Source organism: Streptomyces calidiresistens, from assembly GCF_014141525.1.
GTDB classification, from domain to species: Bacteria; Actinomycetota; Actinomycetes; order Streptomycetales; family Streptomycetaceae; genus Streptomyces; species Streptomyces calidiresistens.
This window is the reverse complement of sequence record NZ_VKHS01000021.1, coordinates 1-21,090: the sequence shown is the minus strand read 5'-3', so window position 1 is coordinate 21,090 and position 21,090 is coordinate 1. Positions and strand designations below refer to the sequence as shown.

Below are 21,090 nucleotides of genomic sequence, written 5' to 3'. Positions count from 1 at the left end.
CCGCACCCCCGCTCCCGGCCCGCGTCCCCGGCGGCCCCTCACCCGTCCCGCGCCTCCCGGCGCGCCGGGAGGCGCGGCGGGACGAGGAGCGGCACCCTGGAGGGGTGGTGGACCCGGTGGCGCCGATGGACCCCGTGGGGACGGGGCGACGCGGGCACGGCGGCAGCGGTCGATCCGACGTGCCCCGCGGCGGGTTCCCCGGGTTTCCCGGGGTCGATGGGACACCCGGGGCACGACGGGCTTCCCACCCACCGTGCGCCGAGACCCGGGAAATCAACGAAAACCCCCGGAAAACACCAGCTCGGCAAGGGTTTCCGGGGTTCCCGGCGGTTCTTGTCCCGGTGAACGAACAGGGACCGACGGGCCCGGGCCCCGGGGGTAGGCTCGACCCCGCCGACGGCCTCGCCTCCCGAAAGATCCGGAGGAGTGCCGCGGCCCCGGCCTCACTATCCGGAGAGGAGCCCTGAAGCAGGGTGAGCACCACATCGAACAGCAGCGAACTCGACTGGACAGAACTGGACCGGCGCGCCGTGGACACCGCCCGTGTCCTGGCGATGGATTCCGTACAGCGGGTCGGCAACGGGCACCCGGGGACGGCGATGAGCCTGGCCCCCGCCGCCCACCTCGTCTTCCAGAAGCTGATGCGCCACGACCCCTCCGACCCGGACTGGGCGGGTCGCGACCGCTTCGTGCTGTCCGTGGGCCACAGCAGTCTGACGCTCTACATCCAGCTCTACATGACGGGCTACGGGCTGGAACTGGAGGACCTCAAGGCCTTCCGCACCTGGGGCAGCAGGACCCCGGGGCACCCGGAGCACGGCCACACCGTCGGCGTGGAGACCACCACCGGCCCGCTGGGCCAGGGAGTGGCCAACGCCGTGGGCATGGCGATGGCCTCCCGGTACGAGCGCGGTCTGTTCGACCCCGACACGCCGGTGGGCGAGTCCCCCTTCGACCACACCGTCTGGGTCTTCGCCGGTGACGGCGACCTCCAGGAGGGCGTCTCCGCCGAGGCCGCCTCCCTGGCCGGTCACCAGAAGCTCGGCAACCTGGTGCTGCTGTGGGACGACAACCACATCTCCATCGAGGGCGACACCGAGACCGCGATCAGCGAGGACGTCCTCGGCCGGTTCGAGGCGTACGGCTGGCACGTGCAGCGGGTACCGCAGGCCGAGAACGGCGACCTCGACCCCGTCGCCCTGTACGAGGCGATGGTCGCCGCCCGGGCCGAGACCTCCCGACCCTCGATCATCGCCGCGCGTTCCATCATCGCCTGGCCCGCCCCCAACGCCCAGAACACCGAGGCCGCCCACGGCTCGGCGCTGGGCGCCGAGGAGGTGGCCGCCACCAAGCGCGTCCTGGGCTTCGACCCCGAGCGGGACTTCCTCGTGGAGCCCGAGGTGCTGGAGCACGTCCGGGGCGCCCGGGCCCGGGGCCGGGCGCTGCGCGCCGAGTGGGAGGAGCGACTGGCCGCCTGGCAGGAGGCCAACCCGGAGCGGGCCGCCGAGTGGGAGCGGATCCGCGCCGGCCGGCTGCCCGAGGGGTGGGAGAAGGCCCTGCCCTCCTTCGAGCCGGGCAAGGACGTCGCGACCCGCAAGGCCTCCGGTCAGGTGCTGAAGGACCTGGGCGCGGTGATCCCGGAGCTGTGGGGCGGCTCGGCCGACCTCGCCGGTTCCAACAACACCACCATCGACGCCGGCTCCTCCTTCCTGCCGGAGGGCAACAGCCTGCCGAGCGCCGACCCCTACGGGCGGACCATCCACTTCGGCATCCGCGAGCACGCCATGGGCTCGACGATGAACGGCATCGCCCTGCACGGCAACACCCGTGTCTACGGGGGCACCTTCCTGGTCTTCTCGGACTACATGCGCCCGGCGGTGCGGTTGGCCGCGCTGATGGAACTGCCGGTGACCTACGTCTGGACCCACGACTCCATCGGCCTGGGCGAGGACGGCCCCACCCACCAGCCGGTCGAGCACCTCGCCGCGCTGCGCGCCATCCCCGGCCTGAACGTGGTGCGGCCGGCCGACGCCAACGAGACCGCGATCGCCTGGCGCGAGATCCTGCGCCGGCACGGCGAGCGGTCCGCCCCCCACGCGCTGGCGCTCACCCGCCAGAACGTCCCCACCTACGAGGTCGACGAGGACACCGCGCGGGGCGGCTACGTCCGGGCCGAGGCCGAGGGCGGGGAGCCCCGGGTGATCCTCATCGGCACGGGTTCCGAGGTGCAGCTGGCGATGGCCGCCCGCGAGGAGCTCCAGGCCGCCGGCATCCCCACCCGGGTGGTCTCGATGCCGTGCGTCGAGTGGTTCCAGGAGCAGACGCAGGCGTACCGCGACGGCGTGCTGCCGCCCGGCGTGCGCGCCCGGGTCGCCGTGGAGGCCGGCATCGGCATGAGCTGGTACCGCTGGACCGGTGACGCGGGTCGGGTGGTCTCCCTGGAGCACTTCGGTGCCTCCGCCGACTACACCAAGCTGTTCGAGGAGTTCGGCATCACCGCCGGGGCCGTGGCCGCCGCGGCCCGGGAATCGCTGGCCGCCGCCGAGCGCTGATCCCTACACCAGACAGAGTCAGGAGTTGCGTTACCGATGACCGAGGCACTCAAGCGGCTCTCCGAGGAGGGCGTCGCGATCTGGTTGGACGACCTCTCGCGCAGCCGGATCACCTCCGGTGACCTGGCCGAGCTGATCGACCAGCAGCACGTGGTGGGGGTCACCACCAACCCGGCCATCTTCCAGAAGGCCATCTCCGCCGGCGAGGGGTACGAGCAGCAGGTCGCCGACCTCGCCGTGCGCCGGGTCTCCGTGGAGGAGGCGCTGCGGATGATCACCACCGCGGACGTGCGGGACGCATGCGACGTGCTGCGTCCCGTCTTCGACGCCACCGGTGGCCGGGACGGGCGGGTCTCCATCGAGGTGGACCCCCGGCTGGCGCACGCCACCGCCCCCACCGTGGCCGAGGCCAAGCAGTTGGCCTGGCTGGTGGACCGGCCCAACACCCTGATCAAGATCCCGGCCACCGAGGCGGGCCTGCCCGCCATCACCGAGACGATCGCCCTGGGCATCAGCGTCAACGTCACGCTGATCTTCTCCCTGGAGCGGTACCGCGCGGTGATGGACGCCTACCTCACCGGCCTGGAGCGGGCCCGGGAGAAGGGCCTGGACCTCTCCGGGATCCACTCCGTGGCGTCGTTCTTCGTCTCCCGGGTGGACACCGAGATCGACAAGCGGTTGGACGCGCTGGGCACCGAGGAGGCGAAGGCCCTGCGCGGCAGGGCCGGCCTGGCCAACGCCCGGCTCGCCTTCCGGGCCTACGAGGAGGTCTTCTCCTCGCCCCGCTGGGAGGAGCTGTCCCGGGAGGGCGCCAACGTCCAGCGCCCGTTGTGGGCCTCCACCGGCGTCAAGGACCCGGCCTACCCGGACACCCTGTACGTCACGGAGCTGGTCGCCCCCGGCACCGTCAACACGATGCCCGAGGCGACCCTCCGGGCCGCCGAGGACCACGCGGAGATCACCGGTGACACCATCACCGGCACCCACGAGCGGGCCCGGGCCGACATCGACGCCCTGGCCGACCACGGCATCTCCTACGACGAGGTGGTGAAACTCCTCGAGGTCGAGGGCGTGGAGAAGTTCGAGAGCGCCTGGAACGACCTGCTCGACTCCACCCGCGCCGAGCTGGAACGGCTCGCGCCGGAGGAAGGCCGAGAAGGCGCGTGAGCGGCGACACCACGGCGACCGGGGGCACCACCCCCGCCCCCGGCGCCAACCCGCTGCGGGACCCCGGGGACCGACGGCTGCCGCGGATCGCGGGGCCGTCGGGCCTGGTCATCTTCGGGGTGACCGGGGACCTGTCCCGCAAGAAACTGATGCCCGCGGTGTACGACCTCGCCAACCGGGGTCTGCTCCCGCCGGGCTTCTCCCTGGTCGGCTTCGCCCGACGCGACTGGGAGGACGAGGACTTCGCCAAGGTGGTGCACGACTCCGTCAAGGAGCACGCCCGCACCCCCTTCCGTGAGGAGGTCTGGCGGCAGTTGTCGGAGGGCATGCGGTTCGTGCCCGGCGTCTTCGACGACGACGACGCCTTCGAGACGCTGCGGCAGACCATCGACCGGCTCGACAAGGAGCGCGGTACCGGCGGCAACTTCGCCTTCTACCTGTCGGTGCCGCCGAAGTTCTTCCCCGTGGTGGTGCAGCAGCTCAAGAAGCACGGCCTGTCCGAGGGCAGGGGCGACAGCTGGCGGCGGGCCGTCATCGAGAAGCCCTTCGGGCACGATCTGGCCTCCGCCAGGGAACTGAACCGGACCGTGCACGGCGTCTTCGCCAACCACGAGGTCTTCCGGATCGACCACTACCTGGGCAAGGAGACCGTCCAGAACATCCTGGCGCTGCGCTTCGCCAACACGATGTTCGAGCCGCTGTGGAACCGCAGCTACGTGGACCACGTGCAGATCACCATGGCCGAGGACATCGGCATCGGCGGTCGGGCGGGGTACTACGACGGCATCGGCTCGGCGCGCGACGTCATCCAGAACCACCTGCTGCAACTGCTGGCGCTGACCGCAATGGAGGAGCCGGTCTCCTTCGACGCCAAGGCGCTGGTGACCGAGAAGCTGAAGGTGCTCAACGCCGTGCGGTTGCCCACCGACATGGCCCGCACCACCGTGCGCGGGCAGTACACGGCGGGCTGGCAGGGCGGGGTGCGGGTGCCGGGCTACCTCCAGGAGGAGGGCATCGACCCCGGGTCGGTGACCGACACCTACGCGGCCCTGAAGCTGGAGATCGACAACCGGCGCTGGGCGGGTGTGCCGTTCTACCTGCGCACCGGCAAGCGACTGGGGCGACGGGTCACCGAGATCGCGGTGGTCTTCCAGCGCGCGCCGTACTCCCCGTTCGACGCCACCGACACCCGGCAGCTGAACAACAACGCGCTGGTGATCCGGGTGCAGCCGGACGAGGGCGTGACCATCCGGTTCGGTTCCAAGGTGCCCGGTACCCAGATGGAGATCCGGGACGTGACGATGGACTTCGCCTACGGCGAGTCCTTCACCGAGTCCAGTCCGGAGGCGTACGAGCGGCTGCTGTTGGACGTCCTGTTGGGCGACGCCAACCTCTTCCCCCGGCACCAGGAGGTCGAGCGATCCTGGGAGATCCTCGACCCGGTGGAGGAGTTCTGGGCGGCCGGCGGCCGGCCCGAGCCGTACACCGCCGGGACCTGGGGGCCGAAGGCGGCCGACGAGATGCTCGCGAGGGACGGACGGAGTTGGCGACGGCCATGAACATCGACCTCACGGACACCACTTCCAGTCGGATCAACGCGGCCCTGGTACAGGCCCGGCGGGCCACCGGCACGCCGGCCATCGGCATGGTCCTGACCCTGGTCATCGTGACCGACGAGGGCAACCACTACGACGCGCTGAAGGCGGCGGGCGAGGCGTCCAAGGAGCACCCCTCCCGCATCCTGGTGGTGGTGCGGCGTCCCGGCCGCTCGCCCCGGGACCGGGCGGTGGCCCGGCTCGACGCCGAGGTGCGGGCGGGTGCCGACGCCGGCAGCGGGGAGATCGTGCTGCTGCGTCTGCACGGGGAGCTCGCCGCCCACGCGCACAGCGTGGTCCTTCCCCTGCTGCTGCCGGACGCCCCCGTGGTGGTGTGGTGGCCCGAGGACGCCCCCGAACGCCCCGCCGACGACCCGCTGGGCTCCCTCGCGCAGCGCCGCATCTCCGACGCGGCCTCCACCGAGGACCCGATCGCGGCGCTCCGGGTGCGGGCCGCGGGGTACTCCCCCGGTGACACCGACCTGGCCTGGACCCGCATCACGCCCTGGCGCAGTGTGCTGGCCTCGGCCCTGGACCAGCGGCACGGCACCGTGCAGTCGGCGGTGGTCGAGGGCGAGGAGTACAACCCCAGCGCCGAACTGCTCGCCCTGTGGCTCGGGGCGCGGCTGGAGGTGCCGGTGGAGCGGGTGCTGACGGAGGGGCCGGGGATCACGGCGGTGAGGTTGTCCACGCCGGAGGGCATGATCTGCCTGACCCGCCCCACCGGTGCCCTGGGCGGTCTGGAGATGCCCGGCCAACCGGACCGGCACGTGGCGCTGCAGCGCCGCGGGACGGCCGAGTTGATCGCCGAGGAGCTGCGTCGCCTGGATCCGGACATCGCCTACGCGCAGGCGGTGCGCTTCGACCCCTCCCGGCTGCGGCCCGCCGGTGGGGGGGAGACCGGGGGCGACACCCCCCGCGACGGGGACCCGGACGTGGGGAACACCACCCCGGAGCCCGGGGAGGCCGGCGGGAGCGACGACCCGGCGGACGCCGGGGAGGCGACCGCCCCGGAGGCCCGGCAGTCGTCGGGCGAGTCCGGCTCGGGCACCTCGTCGTGGAAGCTCACCGCCCGGAAGGGGATCAAGCGATGACCGTGTCCGGAGGGGTGATTCCCCGGGTCCTGGTGCACCGTGACGCGGAGGTGCTGGCGGCGGCGGCAGCGGCCCGCCTGCTGACCCGGATCGTCGACGCGCAGAGCGAACGGGGTTCGGCCTCGGTGGTGTTGACCGGCGGGCGCAACGGCATCGCGCTGCTGCGGGCCGTGGCCGCCGCCCCGGCCCGGGAGGCGGTCGACTGGTCCCGGGTGGACCTGTGGTGGGGCGACGAGCGGTACCTGCCCGCCGGGGACCCGGACCGCAACGACACGCAGGCCCGTGAGGCCCTGCTCGACTCGCTGCCGCTGGACCCCGCCCGGGTGCACGCCGTGCCGGCTCCCGATCCCGGCACCGACCCGGCCGCGCTCGGCGCCTTGGAGGCGGCCGCCGAGCGGTACGCCGCCGAGCTCGCGGCGGCCTCACCGGACGCGAGCGGCCTCCCGGAGTGGGACGTCCTGCTGTTGGGGGTGGGCCCGGACACCCACGTCGCCTCGCTCTTCCCCGACCACCCCGCGCTCGGGGAGACCGGGCGCACGGTGGTGGCGGTGCGCGGGGCGCCCAAGCCGCCGGCCGAGCGGATCAGCCTGACCCGACCGGCCATCCGGGGCGCGCGCGAGGTCTGGCTGCTGGCCGCCGGGGAGGACAAGGCGGGCGCGGTGGCCACCGCCCTGTCGGGCGCCGACGGCGACTCGGTGCCGGCGGCGGGGGTCCACGGCACCGAACGGACGCTGTGGCTGCTGGACACGGCGGCCTCGGCCCAGCTGCCGGAACGGATCCGCCCGCCGGCCACCGATTGAGCGGTTCGTCCCCGGCCGGCGACCGCGCCGCGGTCCCCGTACCCGGGGACGACGCGCACGGGGACCACGGCCCCCTCCCGCCGATGACCGGCGGGAGGGGGCCGTCGCGGTGAAGCGGCCGGGACCCGGGGGACGGGCGGGCCCGGGGCCCCGTCGGTCAGCGCCCGCGCAGCTCGCGGTAGCGGGCGACCAGGGCGGCGGTGGAGGCGTCCAGGCCGGGCACCCCGGCGCCCTCGGTGAGCGCCGGCTCCACCCGCTTGGCCAGGACCTTGCCCAACTCCACGCCCCACTGGTCGAAGGAGTCGATGTTCCACACCGCGCCCTGCACGAAGACCTTGTGCTCGTACAGCGCGACGAGCTGACCCAGCACGGAGGGGGTCAGTCGGGGCGCCAGGATCGTGGTGGTGGGGCGGTTGCCCCGGAAGGTGCGGTGGGGCACCAGTTCCTCGGCGACGCCCTCGGCCCGGACCTCGTCGGCGGTCTTGCCGAAGGCCAGGGCCTGCCCCTGGGCGAAGAGGTTGGCCATCAGCAGGTCGTGGTGGTCCCGCAGGCGCGGGGGAAGTTCCGCCACCGGCCGGGCGAAGCCGATCAGGTCGGCGGGCACGAGCTTGGTGCCCTGGTGCAGCAACTGGTAGTAGGCGTGCTGGCCGTTGGTGCCCGGGGTGCCCCAGACGACGGGGCCGGTCTGCCAGCGCACCGGCTCGCCGTTGCGGTCCACGGACTTGCCGTTGGACTCCATGTCCAGCTGCTGGAGGTAGGCCGGGAACCTGCCCAGGTAGTGGGAGTAGGGCAGCACCGCGTGCGACTGGGCGTCGTGGAAGGCGTTGTACCAGATGCCCAACAGGCCCATGAGGAGCGGGGCGTTGGCCTCCGGCGGGGCGGTGCGGAAGTGCTCGTCGACGGTGTGGAAACCGGCGAGCATGTCGTGGAAGTTGTCCGGGCCGATGCCGACCATCAGCGCCAGGCCGATCGCCGAGTCGTAGGAGTACCGACCGCCGACCCAGTCCCAGAACTCGAACATGTTGGCGGTGTCGATGCCGAAGGCGGCGACCTCGGCGGCGTTGGTGGAGACGGCCACGAAGTGACGGGCGACCGCCTCCCCACCGGTGTCCGGGCCCAGTCCCTCCAGCAGCCAGGCACGGGCGGAGCGGGCGTTGGTGATCGTCTCGATGGTGGTGAAGGTCTTGGAGGCCACCACGAAGAGCGTCTCGGTGGGGTCCAGACCCCGCAGCGCCTCGTGCAGGTCCGAGCCGTCCACGTTGGAGACGAACCGGATCTCCACCTCGCGGGTGGCGTAGGGGCGCAGCGCCTCGTAGGCCATGGCCGGACCCAGGTCGGAGCCGCCGATGCCGATGTTGACGACCGTCCGGATGCGTCGCCCGGTGTGCCCGGTCCACTCCCCCGAGCGGACGCGCTCGGCGAAGGCCCCCATGCGGTCCAGGACCGCGTGCACGGCGGGCACGATATTTTCGGCGTTCCCGGCGTTCCCGGCGTTCCCGGCGTCCCCCGCCACCCGGATGTCGGCGTCCCGGGGCGCCCGCAGGGCGGTGTGCAGCACCGCCCGGTCCTCGGTGGTGTTGATCCGCTCCCCGCGGAACATCGCGTCCCTCAGCCCCGCCACGTCCGTCGCGGCGGCCAGCTCGCGCAGCAGACGCAGCGTGTCGTCGGTGATCAGATGCTTGGAGAAATCGATGTGGAGGTCACCGGCCCGCACCGTGTGGCGTTCCGCGCGTCCCGGGTCCTTCGCGAACAGCTCCCGGAGGTCGACCTCCCCGAGCTCCTCCCGGTGCTTCGCCAGGGCGTGCCACTCCGGCATCCGGTCGAGCCCCGTGCGGCCTGCTGCGTTCATCGTGCGTTTCCAGCCCATCTCTCGCTGTGCGGTCCCCGCCGGGGCCCACGCTAGTCGATCGCGGCGGGCGGGGCCGGGCGAACGTCCGCGCCCCGGGAGTGCCCGGCGGGATGGTCCGGCCGGACGCTCCCGGGGACGCGTCCGATCAGCGCGCCCGCAGGAAGGCGCTGGTGGCGACCCTGCCGATCCACTCCAACCGGCCGTCACCGCGCTTGAGGTGACGGTCGGTGGCCTCCTTCACACCGGGCCACTGGCGGGCCCCGTAGTCGTCGAGGACCACCACCGCGCCGGGCGCGGTGATCGTCTCCACCCACTCCAGATCCGCCGCCACCCCCTCGGCGGTGTGGTCGCCGTCCACCACGACCACGCCGTAGGAACGGTCCGAGGCCGCGGCACGCACCCCCGGATCGCCCGACAGCCCCCGGCACAACCGCGTCCGCTCCGGGTCCACCCCGGCCAGCGCGAGGTTGGAGCGCACCAGGGCCTCGGTGATGGGCACCCCGGAGGCGTCCTCCCGCAACTCCCTGCCGCCCTGGAGCTGCCGGGGTGCCACCGGATCCACCAGGGTGAGCCGGTAGTCGTGGCCCGTCCGCATCACCTGGCGGACCAGCGCCCCGGCGAACAGGCCGTAGAGACAGCCGATCTCCAGGATCTCGCCGTTCGGCGGGCGCAGCAGGGGAACGGCGGCGAGCTTGCCCACGATGTTGGGGGTGGAGCCGGCGATGCGTCCCACGCCCCGGTTCTCCACCTCCACCAGGGTGCGGTGGGCGATGACCGTCTCGCGCGGAGCCGCGCCCCGGGGGTCTCCGAGATCGGCGAGTTCGGCGGCGAGCATCCGCATCCGGTCGGGGTCGACGCGGCGATCCCGACGCCCCTCCGGGCCGAAGATCGCCTCCACGGTGGCACGGACGACCGGGTCGGCGGCCGGATCGGCGGTGCCGGGCGGCCCTCCGGGACCGGGGGCGCCGCCGGCCCGCAGGCTCCGCACCTCGGCGCGGAGTTCCTCCACGGTGCGCCGCAGTTCGGTCACGGTGCGCGTTCGATCCCCGACGGTGCGGCGGATACGGCGGTCGATGCGGGCGTCGAGCGTTCGCAGGACGGGGCGCAGGGCTTGCCTGAGCAGAAGGGGTGGCTTGGCCATGGGAGGACGCTAGTGAGCCCGGGCGCGACCCGCCGTAAGGCCGGCACGGGCTTCACAGGACCTTCCCTCGTCGGCAAGGCGCCGTTCCCCCCGTGTTCCCGGGGCGGGACGCGGGGCGCCCGCGGGCCCCGGGACGGGGGCGGGGGCCGCGCCCCTCAGATCTCGCCGCGGAGCTTGGCGAGCGCCTCGGCGAGGATGGCCTCGCCGTCCGCCTCGCTGCGCCGCTCCCGGACGTACGCCAGGTGCGTCTTGTAGGGCTCGTTGCGCGGCGGGTCCGGCGGGTTGTCGCGGTTCTGGCCGGCGGGGAAACCGCAGCGCGGGCAGTCCCAACCGTCCGGGATCTGCGCGTCGCTGGCGAAGCTCGGCCGCGTCTCGTGTCCGTTCGCGCACCAGAACGAGACCCTCAGACGGGGCGCGGATTCCCCGCGCTCGGCCTCGCCCATGGGCCCCGCGCCGACCCGGCTGCCCCGGATCGCGTTGCCACCTGCCACGGTCTGACTCCCTGCCTCACGTGCTGCGAAGTTGCCCCAGTGTATGTGAGGTTCAACGCGTGCGCAGGACCCGTGGTAACGAACGATGCCGGGGTGTGATCGTCACCGGCCGGTTCGTCGCGGGAAGGGTCAGTTCTTGACCAGAAGACCCAGCACCACGATGATCGCGAACCAGATCAGGCCCACGACGACGGTGATCCGGTCCAGGTTCCGTTCGGCCACCGAGGACCCGCCGACGGAGGACTGCATGCCACCACCGAACATGTCGGAGAGGCCGCCGCCCTTGCCCTTGTGCATGAGCACCAACAGCCCCAGCAGGAAGCTGAACAGGATGAGGGCGATCGAGAACCCCGTGATCACGGTGGACCCACTCTCTGGAGACGGACTCGTGGCGGATGTGTGCGCGGTCCGGGCGCCGGGGGCGGCCCGGTCTCCGGACGGACGCCCCCCAATGTACAGGTTGGAGCCCGGCGGGCATCCCCCGCTGCACGCCGATGATCGGGGATCGGGCATCGCGCGGAGCGGGCGGGGCGCGTCGGCCGGAAGCCCCCGGGACGGCGGTCGGTGACCGACCCGTCCCGGGGGCGGCGGATCAGCGCTCGCGGAAGCGGACGATGCGGACGAACTCGTCGGCGTCCAGCGAGGCCCCGCCGACCAGGGCGCCGTCCACGTCGGGCTGGGCCATGATCGCGGCGACGTTGTCGCCCTTCACCGAGCCGCCGTACTGGATGCGCACCTGCTCGGCGACCCCGGGGTTGTACAGCTCGGCCAGCCGGGCGCGGATGGCCCCGCAGACCTCCTGGGCGTTCTCCGGGGTGGCGACCTCGCCGGTGCCGATGGCCCACACCGGCTCGTAGGCGATCACCAGGCGGGCGGCCTGCTCGGCCGGGAGGTCGCGCAGCGCGCCGTCGAGCTGGGCGAGGGTGTGCGGGACCTGCTCGCCGGCCTTCCGCACGTCCAGCCCCTCGCCGACGCACAGGATCGGCACCAGCCCGTGCCGGAAGGCGGCGCGGACCTTGGCGTTGCAGGTCTCCTCGTTCTCGCCGTGGTACTGGCGGCGCTCGGAGTGGCCGACGACCACGTAGGCGCAGCCGAGCTTGGCGAGCATGGCGCCGGAGACCTCGCCGGTGCGGGCGCCGGAGTCCTCGGTGGAGAGGTCCTGGGCGCCGTAGCGCAGCTTGAGTTTGTCCCCGTCCACCAGGGTCTGCACCGAGCGCAGATCGGTGAAGGGGGGAAGGAGTACGACCTCGACGGCCTCGTAGTCCTTGTCCTCCAGGGTGAAGGCGAGCTTCTGGGCGTGGGCGATGGCCTCGAGGTGGTTGAGGTTCATCTTCCAGTTGCCCGCCATCAGCGGCGTGCGAGTGGTCATCGGTGGGTGTCCTCGTACTCGTCGTGGGTCGTCGTGGGTCGTCTGTGTCGACGTGGGCCGACGTGGGCCGACGTGGGCCGATGTCGGGTGGTGTCCGCGGGGACCGGTGATCGGCCGGCGTCCCGGGCAGCCGGTGTCCACAGGACAGCGGATGCCCGGGGGCGGATGCCGGCGGCGGACCGGGGTGCCCGCCGGCGCGTGTCGTGATCCACGCGCCCCGAGCGGGTCGGGCCCCGGTCCCGTCGGGTCAGTCCTCCAGCGCCGCCAGCCCCGGCAGGGTCTTGCCCTCCAGGTACTCCAGGCTCGCCCCGCCACCGGTGGAGATGTGGCCGAAAGCCGTCTCGTCGAAGCCCAGCAGGCGGACGGCGGCGGCGGAGTCGCCGCCCCCGACGACGGTGAAGGCGTTCCCGTCGAGCAGCGCCTGCGCCACCGCCCGGGTGCCGTCGGCGAAGTCCGGGTGCTCGAAGACGCCCATCGGGCCGTTCCAGAACACGGTGGCGGTGTCGGCCAGCCGGGAGGCGTAGAGCTTGCGGGACTCCGGACCGATGTCCAGGCCCATCCGCCCCTCGGGCATGGCGTCGGCGGGCACCGTCTCCGGGTTCGCGGGCGCCTTGGTCTCCAGGTCGGGGAAGCTCTCGGCGACCACGACGTCCACCGGCAGCACGAACTCCACGCCGCGCTCCTCGGCCCGGCTCAGGTACTCGCGGACCGCCGGGATCTGGTCCTCCTGCAGCAGCGAGGAGCCCACCGAGTGGCCGCGGGCGGCCAGGAAGGTGAAGACCATGCCGCCGCCGATCAGGATGCGGTCGGCGCGCTCCAGGAGGTGGTCGATGACCCCGAGCTTGTCGGAGACCTTCGCGCCGCCCAGGACGACGGCGTAGGGGCGCTCGACGTCATCGGTCAGGCGGCGCAGCACCCCCACCTCGGTGGCGATCAGGCCGCCGGCGGCGTGCGGCAGGCGGGCGGGGAGGTCCCACACCGAGGCGTGCCGGCGGTGCACGGCGCCGAAACCGTCCCCGACGTACAGGTCGGCGAGTTCGGCGAGGCGGTCGGCGAAGGCACCGCGCTCGGCGTCGTCCTTGGCCGTCTCCCCGGGGTTGAAGCGCAGGTTCTCCAGCAGCGCCACCCCGCCGTCGGACAGGCCGTCCACGGTCTCCCGGGCGGCGGGGCCGACGGTGTCACCGGCGAAGGCCACGGGGCGGTCGAGGAGCTCGCCGAGCCGCACGGCGACCGGGGCCAGCGAGTACCGGGGGTCGGGCTCGCCCTTGGGGCGGCCCAGGTGGGAGGTGACGATCACCCGGGCACCGGCTTCGGCGAGGCGAGTGATCGTCGGCACGGCGGCCCGGATACGGCCGTCGTCGGTGATGGTCTGCTCGCCGGGGGCACCGGCGAGGGGGACGTTGAGGTCGGCGCGCACCAGGACGCGGCGGCCGGCCACGCCCCGGGCGATGAGGTCGTCGAGGGTCTGCACGGATCGACTCCTGTCGGTCGGCTGTCGTTCGGGGAAGCTGACGGGGAACGGGGCGCAGGGAACAGGGCCCGTGCGCACGGCACGGGCCCTGTCCCTCGCATCGCGGTCACGCCGCGGCGTCGCCCGCGGTCAGAGCTTCTCGCCGACGAAGACGGTGAGGTCCACCAGACGGTTGGAGTAGCCCCACTCGTTGTCGTACCAGCCGACGACCTTGACCTGGTTGCCCTGCGCCATGGTGAGCTGGGAGTCGAAGGTGCAGGAGGCCGGCCAGTTGACGATGTCGGAGGAGACGATCGGGTCCTCGGTGTACTCGAGGATGCCCTTGAGCTGCCCCTCGGCGGCCTTCTGGAAGGCGGCGTTGACCTCGTCACGGGTCACCTCGCGGCTGACCTCGAGCACCAGGTCGGTGACCGAGCCGGTGGGCACCGGGACGCGCATGGCGATGCCGTCCAGCTTGCCCTTGAGCTGCGGGAGCACCAGGGAGGTGGCCTTCGCGGCGCCGGTGGAGGTGGGGATGATGTTCTGCGCGGCGGCCCGGGCGCGGCGCAGGTCCTTGTGCGGGAAGTCCAGGATGCGCTGGTCGTTGGTGTAGGCGTGGACCGTCGTCATCATGCCCTTGACGATCCCGAAGTTCTCGTCCATGACCTTCGCCAGCGGCGCCACGCAGTTGGTGGTGCAGGAGGCGTTGGAGATGACGTGGTGGTTCGCCGGGTCGTAGTCCTCGTGGTTGACGCCCATGACCACGGTGAAGTCCTCGTTCTTGGCCGGGGCCGAGATGAGGACCTTCTTCGCACCGGCGGTCAGGTGCTTGGCGGCGTCGTCGCGCTTGGTGAAGATGCCGGTGGACTCGATGACGATGTCCACGCCGAGGTCGCCCCACGGGATGTCGGCGGGGTCGCGCTCGGAGAGGACCTTGACGGTCTTTCCGTCCACGGTGATGGTGTCGGCGGTGTGGGAGACCTCCCCCTGGAGGCGACCCATGATCGTGTCGTACTTCAGCAGGTGGGCGGTGGTCGCGGTGTCACCCAGGTCGTTGACAGCCACGATCTCGACGTCCGCCCCCTGCTCCAGGAGCGCGCGGAAGTAGTTGCGGCCGATGCGGCCGAAGCCGTTGATGCCTACGCGGATCGTCACGAACCGATCTCCTCGTTGGTACGCCGGTGACGGACACCGACGAAGCTGTTTGGGATGTCCCCGACCATCTCCGACCCTACCGCGCCGGACCCCGGGGGGTGACATCGGCGGGCCGGTCCGTCGGGGGGCCGAACGGCCCGTTTTCGCGGGTGGGCGGCTACCGTTCGGTAACCGCTCGGGGGCGGGACGGCGGGGCCGGCGGGGTCGGCCGACGGGGCCTCAGCCCACCATCTCCTCCGTGAGGCTCGCCTCCGTGCCGGGAATCCCCAGATCGTTCGCCCGCTTGTCGGCCATCGCCAGCAGGCGCCGGATGCGTCCCGCGACGGCGTCCTTCGTCAACGGCGGGTCGGCGAGGGCGCCCAACTCCTCCAGGGAGGCCTGCTTGTGGTCCATCCGCAGTCGGCCGGCGGCGGCGAGATGCTCGGGGACGTCGTCCCCGAGGATCTCCAGCGCCCGCTGCACCCGGGCGCCGGCGGCCACGGCGGCCCGGGCCGAGCGGCGCAGGTTGGCGTCGTCGAAGTTGGCCAGACGATTGGCGGTGGCCCGCACCTCGCGGCGCATGCGCCGCTCCTCCCAGGCCAGCACCGCCTCGTGGGCACCCAGGCGGGTGAGCAGGGCACCGATGGCGTCGCCGTCACGGACCACGACCCGGTCCACGTTGCGCACCTCGCGGGCCTTGGCCGCGATCTGGAGCCGGCGGGCCGCCCCCACCAGGGCCAGCGCGGCCTCCGGTCCGGGGCAGGTCACCTCCAGGGAGGAGGAACGGCCGGGCTCGGTGAGCGAACCGTGCGCGAGGAAGGCTCCGCGCCAGGCGGACTCGGCGTCGCACCCGGCCCCCGAGACCACCTGCGGCGGCAGTCCCCGAACGGGACGACCGCGACTGTCCACCAACCCGGTCTGGCGGGCCAGTTGGTCCCCGCCCGCGACCACCCGCACCACGTAGCGGCTGCCCCTGCGCAGGCCGCCGGGGGCCATCACCACCAGGTCGGAGGCGTGCCCGAAGATCTCCAGGATGTCGCGGCGCAGACGACGCGCGGCGATGCCGGTGTCCAGCTCCGCCTCGATCACGATGCGCCCGCTCACCAGGTGCAGCCCTCCGGCGAACCGCAGCATGGAGGAGACCTCCGCCTTGCGGCAACAGGTGCGGGTCACCGGGAGACGCGAGATCTCGTCCTTCACCGCTGCCGTCATCGCCATGGGCCGATCCTTCCGTGCATCCGAAAAATACGGTCGTACGCCGCGGCCAACAGCTCCGGGTCGTGCCGGGGCGTGGTGTCGCGCGCCGCGACCGGGGCCCGTTGAACCACGGCCCCGATCCGTTCGGCGGCCTCCTCGAGGCCGGCCTGGTGGTCCCGGGTGGCGGCCGTGTCGGCCAACACCACGTCGAAGGTGAGTTTAGGGGCGTGTTGTACCAAAACCTCCACATGACGCTGCGGCGAGAACCCGTCGGTCTCGCCGGGTTGCGGCGCGAGGTTGAGGCACAACACCCTGCGGGCCCGGGTCTCGGTGAGCGCCGAGAGCAGCTCGGGCACCAGCAGATGGGGGATGACGGAGGTGAACCAGGAACCGGGACCGAGAATCACCCAGTCGGCCTCCCGGATGGCGGCCACGGCCTCGGGAACGGCCGGGGGATCGGGCGGAACCAGTCGCACCCGCTGCACCTCCCCGGGGGTCAGGGCCACCGTCGCCTGGCCGCACACCAGGGTCGTGTCCTCGGGGCGGGCCGGGTCGTGACCGCGCACCTCGGCGCACAGTTCCAGTGGCACACCGGCCATGGGCAACACCCGCCCCCGGGCCCGCAGCAACCGACCCACCAGGTCCAACGCGGCCACGTGGTCGCCCAGTTGCTCCCACAGGGCCACGATCAGCAGATTGCCGACCGCGTGGTCGTGCAGGTCTCCGTGGCTGGTGAAGCGGTGCTGCACCAGGCGCGCCCAGGTGCGACCCCACTCGTCGTCACCGCACAGCGCGGCCAGTGCCTTGCGCAGATCCCCCGGCGGCAGCACGCCGAGTTCGTCCCGCAGCCGTCCGCTGGAGCCGCCGTCGTCGGCGACGGTCACCACGGCGGTGAGGTCGTCGCCGGTGATCCGGCGCAGTGCGGTGAGCGACGCGGACAGCCCCCGCCCGCCGCCGAGGGCCACCACCTTGGGCGGTCCCGCCCCCCGGCCACCGCGACCGGGGCGCCCGGGAGCGCGACCGGGGCGCAGGACCCGCACCGGGCGCGCCCCGCCGACCGATCGGTGCGGCCCCCGGCCGCCCGTCGGCATTACTCGCGTCCCATGTCTCGGTGGACGACGGAGGTCTCCACCCCCGCGGCGGAGAGTCTGCGGGCCAATCGCTCGGACATGGCCACGCTGCGGTGCTTGCCACCGGTGCAGCCGATCGCGATGGTCACCCAGCGCTTGCCCTCGCGCTTGTACCCGGCGGTGATCAGCTCCAGCAGTTCCGCGTAGCGCTCCAGGAAGTCCTTGGCCCCGGGCTGGTCGAACACGTAGCCGGCCACCTGCTCGCTGGTACCGGTGTACGGCCGCAGCTCCGGGACCCAGTGCGGGTTGGGCAGGAACCGGACGTCGGCGACGTGGTCGGCGTCCACCGGCAGGCCGTACTTGAACCCGAAGGACATGACGGTGGCGCGCAGCTCCGGCTCGTCGTTGCCGGTGAAGTGGGCGTTCATCTTGGCCCGCAGCTCGTGCACGTTGAGCGAGGAGGTGTCGATCACCAGATCGGCGTCACCGCGCAGTTCGCGCAGCAGGTCCCGCTCGGCGGCGATGCCGTCCACGATGCGCCCCTCGCCCTGGAGCGGGTGGGGGCGGCGGACCGACTCGAACCGTTGCACCAGGGCGTTGTCGGAGGCCTCCAGGAAGACGGTGCGCCGGGTGACGCCCATCGCGGTGAGGTCGGCCAGGGACTCCCGCAGGCTGTCGAAGAAGCCGCGTCCGCGCACGTCGACGACGACGGCGATGCGGGCCACGTTCCCCTGGGAGCGGGCCCCGAGTTCGACCATGGTGGTGATCAGCGCGGGCGGGAGGTTGTCCACGACGAACCAGCCGAGGTCCTCCAGGCACTTGGCGGCGGTGCTGCGACCGGCCCCGGACATGCCGGAGATGATCACCAGCTCGGGCAGGGTCGGCTCCTCCGGGAGCGGGGCGAGACCGGGTTCGCGCCCGTCGGTGACGGTGGTGGTCTCGGGTGTCTGGTCACTCATCGTGGGGCTCCCCCGGGGGCGGTGGCCGCGCGGGTGACGCGCGACGGGTCTGGCGCGACTCGGTTGCGAGCCGCGGTGGCGGACGTGCGGGCGGTACGGCGGTCCGGACGCGGCACGGACCGGTTCGGCGGGGAGGGATTCGACGGACGGCCGAACGCGCCGGCCGGTCGGATCGTCGCCCCGGCGCGCCGGTGGATCACGATCCGCTCCTCCGTCATTGATGGTGCCACCTGCCCCGTTCCTCTTGACGCACACCCCGGGAAGGGGGTGAACGGGCCGCGAGGGACGTGGCTCACGTCACATCCCCCGCCTCGACGTGCGTCGATGTGCGTCGATGCCCCTCGCCGGTCCCCGGGTCGCCGGGGCCCGTCGAATCCTCGATCACTGCTCGGTCACCGCTCGGTCATTCCTCGATGATCTCACCGGTGGCCGTGTTGACGGCGGGGGCGGGGCCGGGTTCGGCGGCGAGGGCGGCCACGATCGTCTCGGCGGTGCGACGGCCGATGCCCGGCACCTCGCGGAGTTGGTCCACGTCGGCGGCGCGCAGCCGCTTCAACGAGCCGAAATGGCGCAGCAGCGCCGTGCGGCGGGTCTCGCCCAGGCCGGGGATGTCGTCCAGCGGGCCGCGGCGCACGGCCGCCGAGCGGCGGGTGCGCTGATAGCGGATGGCGAAGCGGTGGGCCTCGTCCCGGACCCGCTGCAGGAGGTACAGCCCCTCGCTCGTCCGGGGCAGGACGACCGGGTCCTCCTCGTCCGGAAGCCACACCTCCTCCAGTCGCTTGGCGAGTCCGCAGACGGCCACGTCGTCGATGCCCAGCTCGTCCATGGCTCGGCGGGCTGCGGCCACCTGGGCGGGGCCGCCGTCGACGACCACGAGCTGCGGCGGATAGGCGAAGCGGCGCGGACGGCCGTCCTCGTCCCGGGCGGTGTCGGTGGGCGACGGCTCCCCGGCCTCCCCGGCCGCCGGCGCGGGTGCGGTGTCCCCCGGGGCCGCGGGGTCCCCGGCCGACCACTCGTCGGTGTGTTCCATCTCCCTGAGGTAGCGGCGGAAGCGGCGGGAGATCACCTCGTGCATCGCCCGCACGTCGTCCTGGCCCTCGAAGCCGCGGATCTTGAACCGTCGGTACTCGGACTTGCGGGCGAGGCCGTCCTCGAAGACCACCATGGAGCCGACGACCTCCTCCCCCTGCAGGTGGGAGATGTCGAAGCACTCGATGCGCAGCGGCGCGGAGTCCAGCCCCAGCGCCTCGGTGATCTCCTCCAGGGCTCGGGAGCGGGTGGTCAGGTCCGAGGCCCGCTTGGTCTTGTGGACGGCGAGGGCGTGCTCGGCGTTGCGGGTGACGGTGGCCAGCAACTCCCTCTTGTCCCCGCGGCGGGGCACCCGCAGCTCGACCCGTGAGCCGCGCCGTTCCGACAGCCAGGCGCCCAGCGCCTCGGCCGAATCGGGCAGCTCGGGTACCAGCACCTCGCGGGGCACGCCTCCCCCGCCGCCGGCCTCCTCCCCGGCCCCGGACTCGTCCCCGTACAGCTGCTGCAGCGCGTGTTCGACCAGCCCGGCGACGGAGACGTCCTCCACGCGGTCACTGATCCAGCCGCGCTGACCGCGCACCCGGCCGCCGCGGACGTGGAAGATCTGCACCGCCGCCTCGAGCTCGTCGGCGGCCACCGCGAGGAGGTCGGCGTCGGTGGCGTCGTCCAACACCACCGCGTTCTTCTCCATGGCCCGGCGCAGGGCGGCGATGTCGTCGCGCAGCCGGGCCGCCCGCTCGTACTCCATCGCCTCGGCCGCGGCGGCCATCTCCTCCTCCAGCCGGCGCAGGTGGGTGCCCGTGCGGCCGGCCATGAAGTCGCAGAACCGCTCGGCGAGTTCCCGGTGTTCCTCCGGCGTGACCCGGCCGGTGCAGGGGGCGGCGCACTTCTCGATGTAGCCGAGCAGACAGGGACGGCCCACCTGGCGGGCCCGCTTGAAGACCCCGTCGGAGCAGGTGCGCACGGGGAAGGCGCGCAGCAGCAGGTCCACGGTCTCGCGGATCGCCCAGGCATGGGCGTAGGGGCCGAAGTAGCGCACGCCGCGCCGCTTGGGGCCGCGCATCACCCGGGCCCTGGGGAACTCCTCGTTCATGGTCACCGCGAGGGAGGGGTAACTCTTGTCGTCGCGGTACTTCACGTTGAACCGGGGGTCGTACTCCTTGATCCAGCCGTACTCCAGCTGGAGAGCCTCCACCTCGGTGGAGACGACCGTCCACTCCACCGAGGCGGCGGTGGTGACCATGGTCGCGGTGCGCGGGTGCAGGGCGGCGACGTCCTGGAAGTAGGAGGCCAGCCGGCGGCGCAGGCTCTTGGCCTTCCCGACGTAGATCACCCGACGGTGCTCGTCGCGGAAGCGGTAGACACCCGGGGTGTCCGGAACCTCTCCCGGGGCGGGGCGGTAGGTGGAGGGATCGGCCATGCCGACCACCCTAATCCGGGACACCCACGGAACCGCCCCGCCCCGGGCCGGCGCTCACCAGCCGCGCTCGCGCCACTCGGGGAGGTGGGGGCGTTCGGCCCCCAGGGTGGTGTCGGCGCCGTGGCCGGGGTAGACCCGGGTCTCGTCGGGCAGCGCGGCGAAGAGCTTGGTCTCCACGTCGTGCAGCAGGCTGCGGAAGGCCTCGGCGTCGCCGCGGGTGTTGCCCACCCCGCCGGGGAACAGGCAGTCCCCGACGAAGGCGTGGGGATGGCCGCGCGGGTCGTCGTGGACCAGGACCACCGAGCCCTCGGTGTGACCGACCAGGTGCCGCACCACCAGCTCGCAGCGCCCCACGGTGACGGTGTCCCCGTCGTCCAGGAGGCGGTCGGTCGGCACCGGGATGCCGGGGGCGTCGTACCGGCCGGCCAGGGTGGTGGCACCGGTCGCGGCGACCACCTCCGCCAGTGCCTGCCAGTGGTCCCCGTGCCGATGGGTGGTGACCACGGCGACGAGACCGTCCGGGCCGATGAGGCGCAGCAGGGTGTCGGGTTCCGCCGCGGCGTCGATCAGGAGTTGTTCCCCCGTGGTGCGGCAGCGCAGGAGGTAGGCGTTGTTCGCCATGGGGCCGACGGCGACCTTGGTGATCAGCAGGCCGGCCAGTTCGTGGACGTCTGGTGGGCCGCCGACGGCGACCCGACCGGTGTAGGTCATGGTGTGCGGTCCTTTCGGGCGCCCGCCCCCGGGAGGGGGGCTGTCTCTTATACACGTCTTAC

General features: G+C 72.9%; 17 protein-coding genes. 5 read left to right on the top strand and 12 right to left on the bottom strand.

Annotation, left to right across the window (positions count from 1 at the left end; all coding sequences use genetic code 11):
- The first annotated feature begins 473 nt into the window (after positions 1 to 473).
- The 5 genes from tkt to pgl are packed head-to-tail and all read left to right on the top strand — an operon-like array spanning position 474 to position 7,208.
- Positions 474 to 2,552 (top strand): transketolase, encoded by a 2,079-nt coding sequence (tkt, locus tag FOE67_RS02205; RefSeq protein ID WP_182660040.1) that lies wholly within the window; start codon positions 474 to 476, stop codon positions 2,550 to 2,552.
- Positions 2,553 to 2,588: 36 nt separating this feature from the next.
- Positions 2,589 to 3,719: a transaldolase gene (tal, locus tag FOE67_RS02200; protein ID WP_182660039.1), complete on the top strand. Its 1,131-nt coding sequence runs from the start codon at positions 2,589 to 2,591 to the stop codon at positions 3,717 to 3,719.
- A complete protein-coding gene (gene zwf, locus FOE67_RS02195) occupies positions 3,716 to 5,278 on the top strand; it encodes a glucose-6-phosphate dehydrogenase (RefSeq protein ID WP_182660038.1) in 1,563 nt (520 codons plus the stop codon). The genes tal and zwf overlap by 4 nt, the downstream gene beginning before the upstream one ends.
- A complete protein-coding gene (gene opcA, locus FOE67_RS02190) occupies positions 5,275 to 6,408 on the top strand; it encodes a glucose-6-phosphate dehydrogenase assembly protein OpcA (RefSeq protein WP_182660037.1) in 1,134 nt (377 codons plus the stop codon). Before zwf ends, opcA begins: the two co-directional genes overlap by 4 nt.
- Positions 6,405 to 7,208: a 6-phosphogluconolactonase gene (pgl, locus tag FOE67_RS02185; protein ID WP_182660036.1), complete on the top strand. Its 804-nt coding sequence runs from the start codon at positions 6,405 to 6,407 to the stop codon at positions 7,206 to 7,208. Before opcA ends, pgl begins: the two co-directional genes overlap by 4 nt.
- A 157-nt stretch (positions 7,209 to 7,365) precedes the next feature.
- Here the strand turns inward: pgl and pgi are convergent, their stop codons facing one another.
- The 12 genes from pgi to FOE67_RS02125 all read right to left on the bottom strand — a co-directional run bounded on the left by pgi (position 7,366) and on the right by FOE67_RS02125 (position 21,028).
- Positions 7,366 to 9,057, bottom strand: coding sequence for a glucose-6-phosphate isomerase (gene pgi, locus FOE67_RS02180; RefSeq protein WP_182660035.1), 1,692 nt, complete (start codon positions 9,055 to 9,057; stop codon positions 7,366 to 7,368).
- 145 nt (positions 9,058 to 9,202) lie between these two features.
- The gene (locus FOE67_RS02175) at positions 9,203 to 10,198 is read right to left on the bottom strand and encodes a class I SAM-dependent methyltransferase (RefSeq protein WP_182660034.1); all 996 of its coding nucleotides are present in this window, start codon (positions 10,196 to 10,198) and stop codon (positions 9,203 to 9,205) included.
- A gap of 155 nt (positions 10,199 to 10,353) precedes the next feature.
- The gene (locus FOE67_RS02170) at positions 10,354 to 10,689 is read right to left on the bottom strand and encodes an RNA polymerase-binding protein RbpA (protein ID WP_143620229.1); all 336 of its coding nucleotides are present in this window, start codon (positions 10,687 to 10,689) and stop codon (positions 10,354 to 10,356) included.
- A gap of 129 nt (positions 10,690 to 10,818) precedes the next feature.
- Entirely contained in the window at positions 10,819 to 11,049 is a 231-nt protein-coding gene (gene secG, locus FOE67_RS02165; RefSeq protein ID WP_143620231.1) for a preprotein translocase subunit SecG, read from the bottom strand.
- A gap of 232 nt (positions 11,050 to 11,281) precedes the next feature.
- Entirely contained in the window at positions 11,282 to 12,058 is a 777-nt protein-coding gene (tpiA, locus tag FOE67_RS02160) for a triose-phosphate isomerase (protein WP_182660033.1), read from the bottom strand.
- A 247-nt stretch (positions 12,059 to 12,305) separates the two neighbouring features.
- On the bottom strand, positions 12,306 to 13,529 hold the full coding sequence (locus FOE67_RS02155) for a phosphoglycerate kinase (protein ID WP_182660032.1): 1,224 nt from the start codon (positions 13,527 to 13,529) through the stop codon (positions 12,306 to 12,308).
- A gap of 129 nt (positions 13,530 to 13,658) precedes the next feature.
- On the bottom strand, positions 13,659 to 14,663 hold the full coding sequence (gap, locus tag FOE67_RS02150; RefSeq protein WP_182660031.1) for a type I glyceraldehyde-3-phosphate dehydrogenase: 1,005 nt from the start codon (positions 14,661 to 14,663) through the stop codon (positions 13,659 to 13,661).
- A gap of 219 nt (positions 14,664 to 14,882) precedes the next feature.
- Entirely contained in the window at positions 14,883 to 15,860 is a 978-nt protein-coding gene (gene whiA / locus FOE67_RS02145; protein ID WP_182660030.1) for a DNA-binding protein WhiA, read from the bottom strand.
- The gene (locus FOE67_RS02140) at positions 15,851 to 16,930 is read right to left on the bottom strand and encodes a gluconeogenesis factor YvcK family protein (protein WP_182660029.1); all 1,080 of its coding nucleotides are present in this window, start codon (positions 16,928 to 16,930) and stop codon (positions 15,851 to 15,853) included. The genes whiA and FOE67_RS02140 overlap by 10 nt, the downstream gene beginning before the upstream one ends.
- Positions 16,930 to 17,868, bottom strand: a complete 939-nt coding sequence (rapZ, locus tag FOE67_RS02135) for an RNase adapter RapZ (protein ID WP_182660028.1) — start codon at positions 17,866 to 17,868, stop codon at positions 16,930 to 16,932. Before rapZ ends, FOE67_RS02140 begins: the two co-directional genes overlap by 1 nt.
- Positions 17,869 to 18,271: 403 nt before the next feature.
- Positions 18,272 to 20,317 (bottom strand): excinuclease ABC subunit UvrC, encoded by a 2,046-nt coding sequence (uvrC, locus tag FOE67_RS02130; RefSeq protein ID WP_182660027.1) that lies wholly within the window; start codon positions 20,315 to 20,317, stop codon positions 18,272 to 18,274.
- 54 nt (positions 20,318 to 20,371) lie between these two features.
- Positions 20,372 to 21,028: an MBL fold metallo-hydrolase gene (locus FOE67_RS02125; protein ID WP_182660026.1), complete on the bottom strand. Its 657-nt coding sequence runs from the start codon at positions 21,026 to 21,028 to the stop codon at positions 20,372 to 20,374.
- Between the last annotated feature and the right edge of the window lie 62 nt (positions 21,029 to 21,090).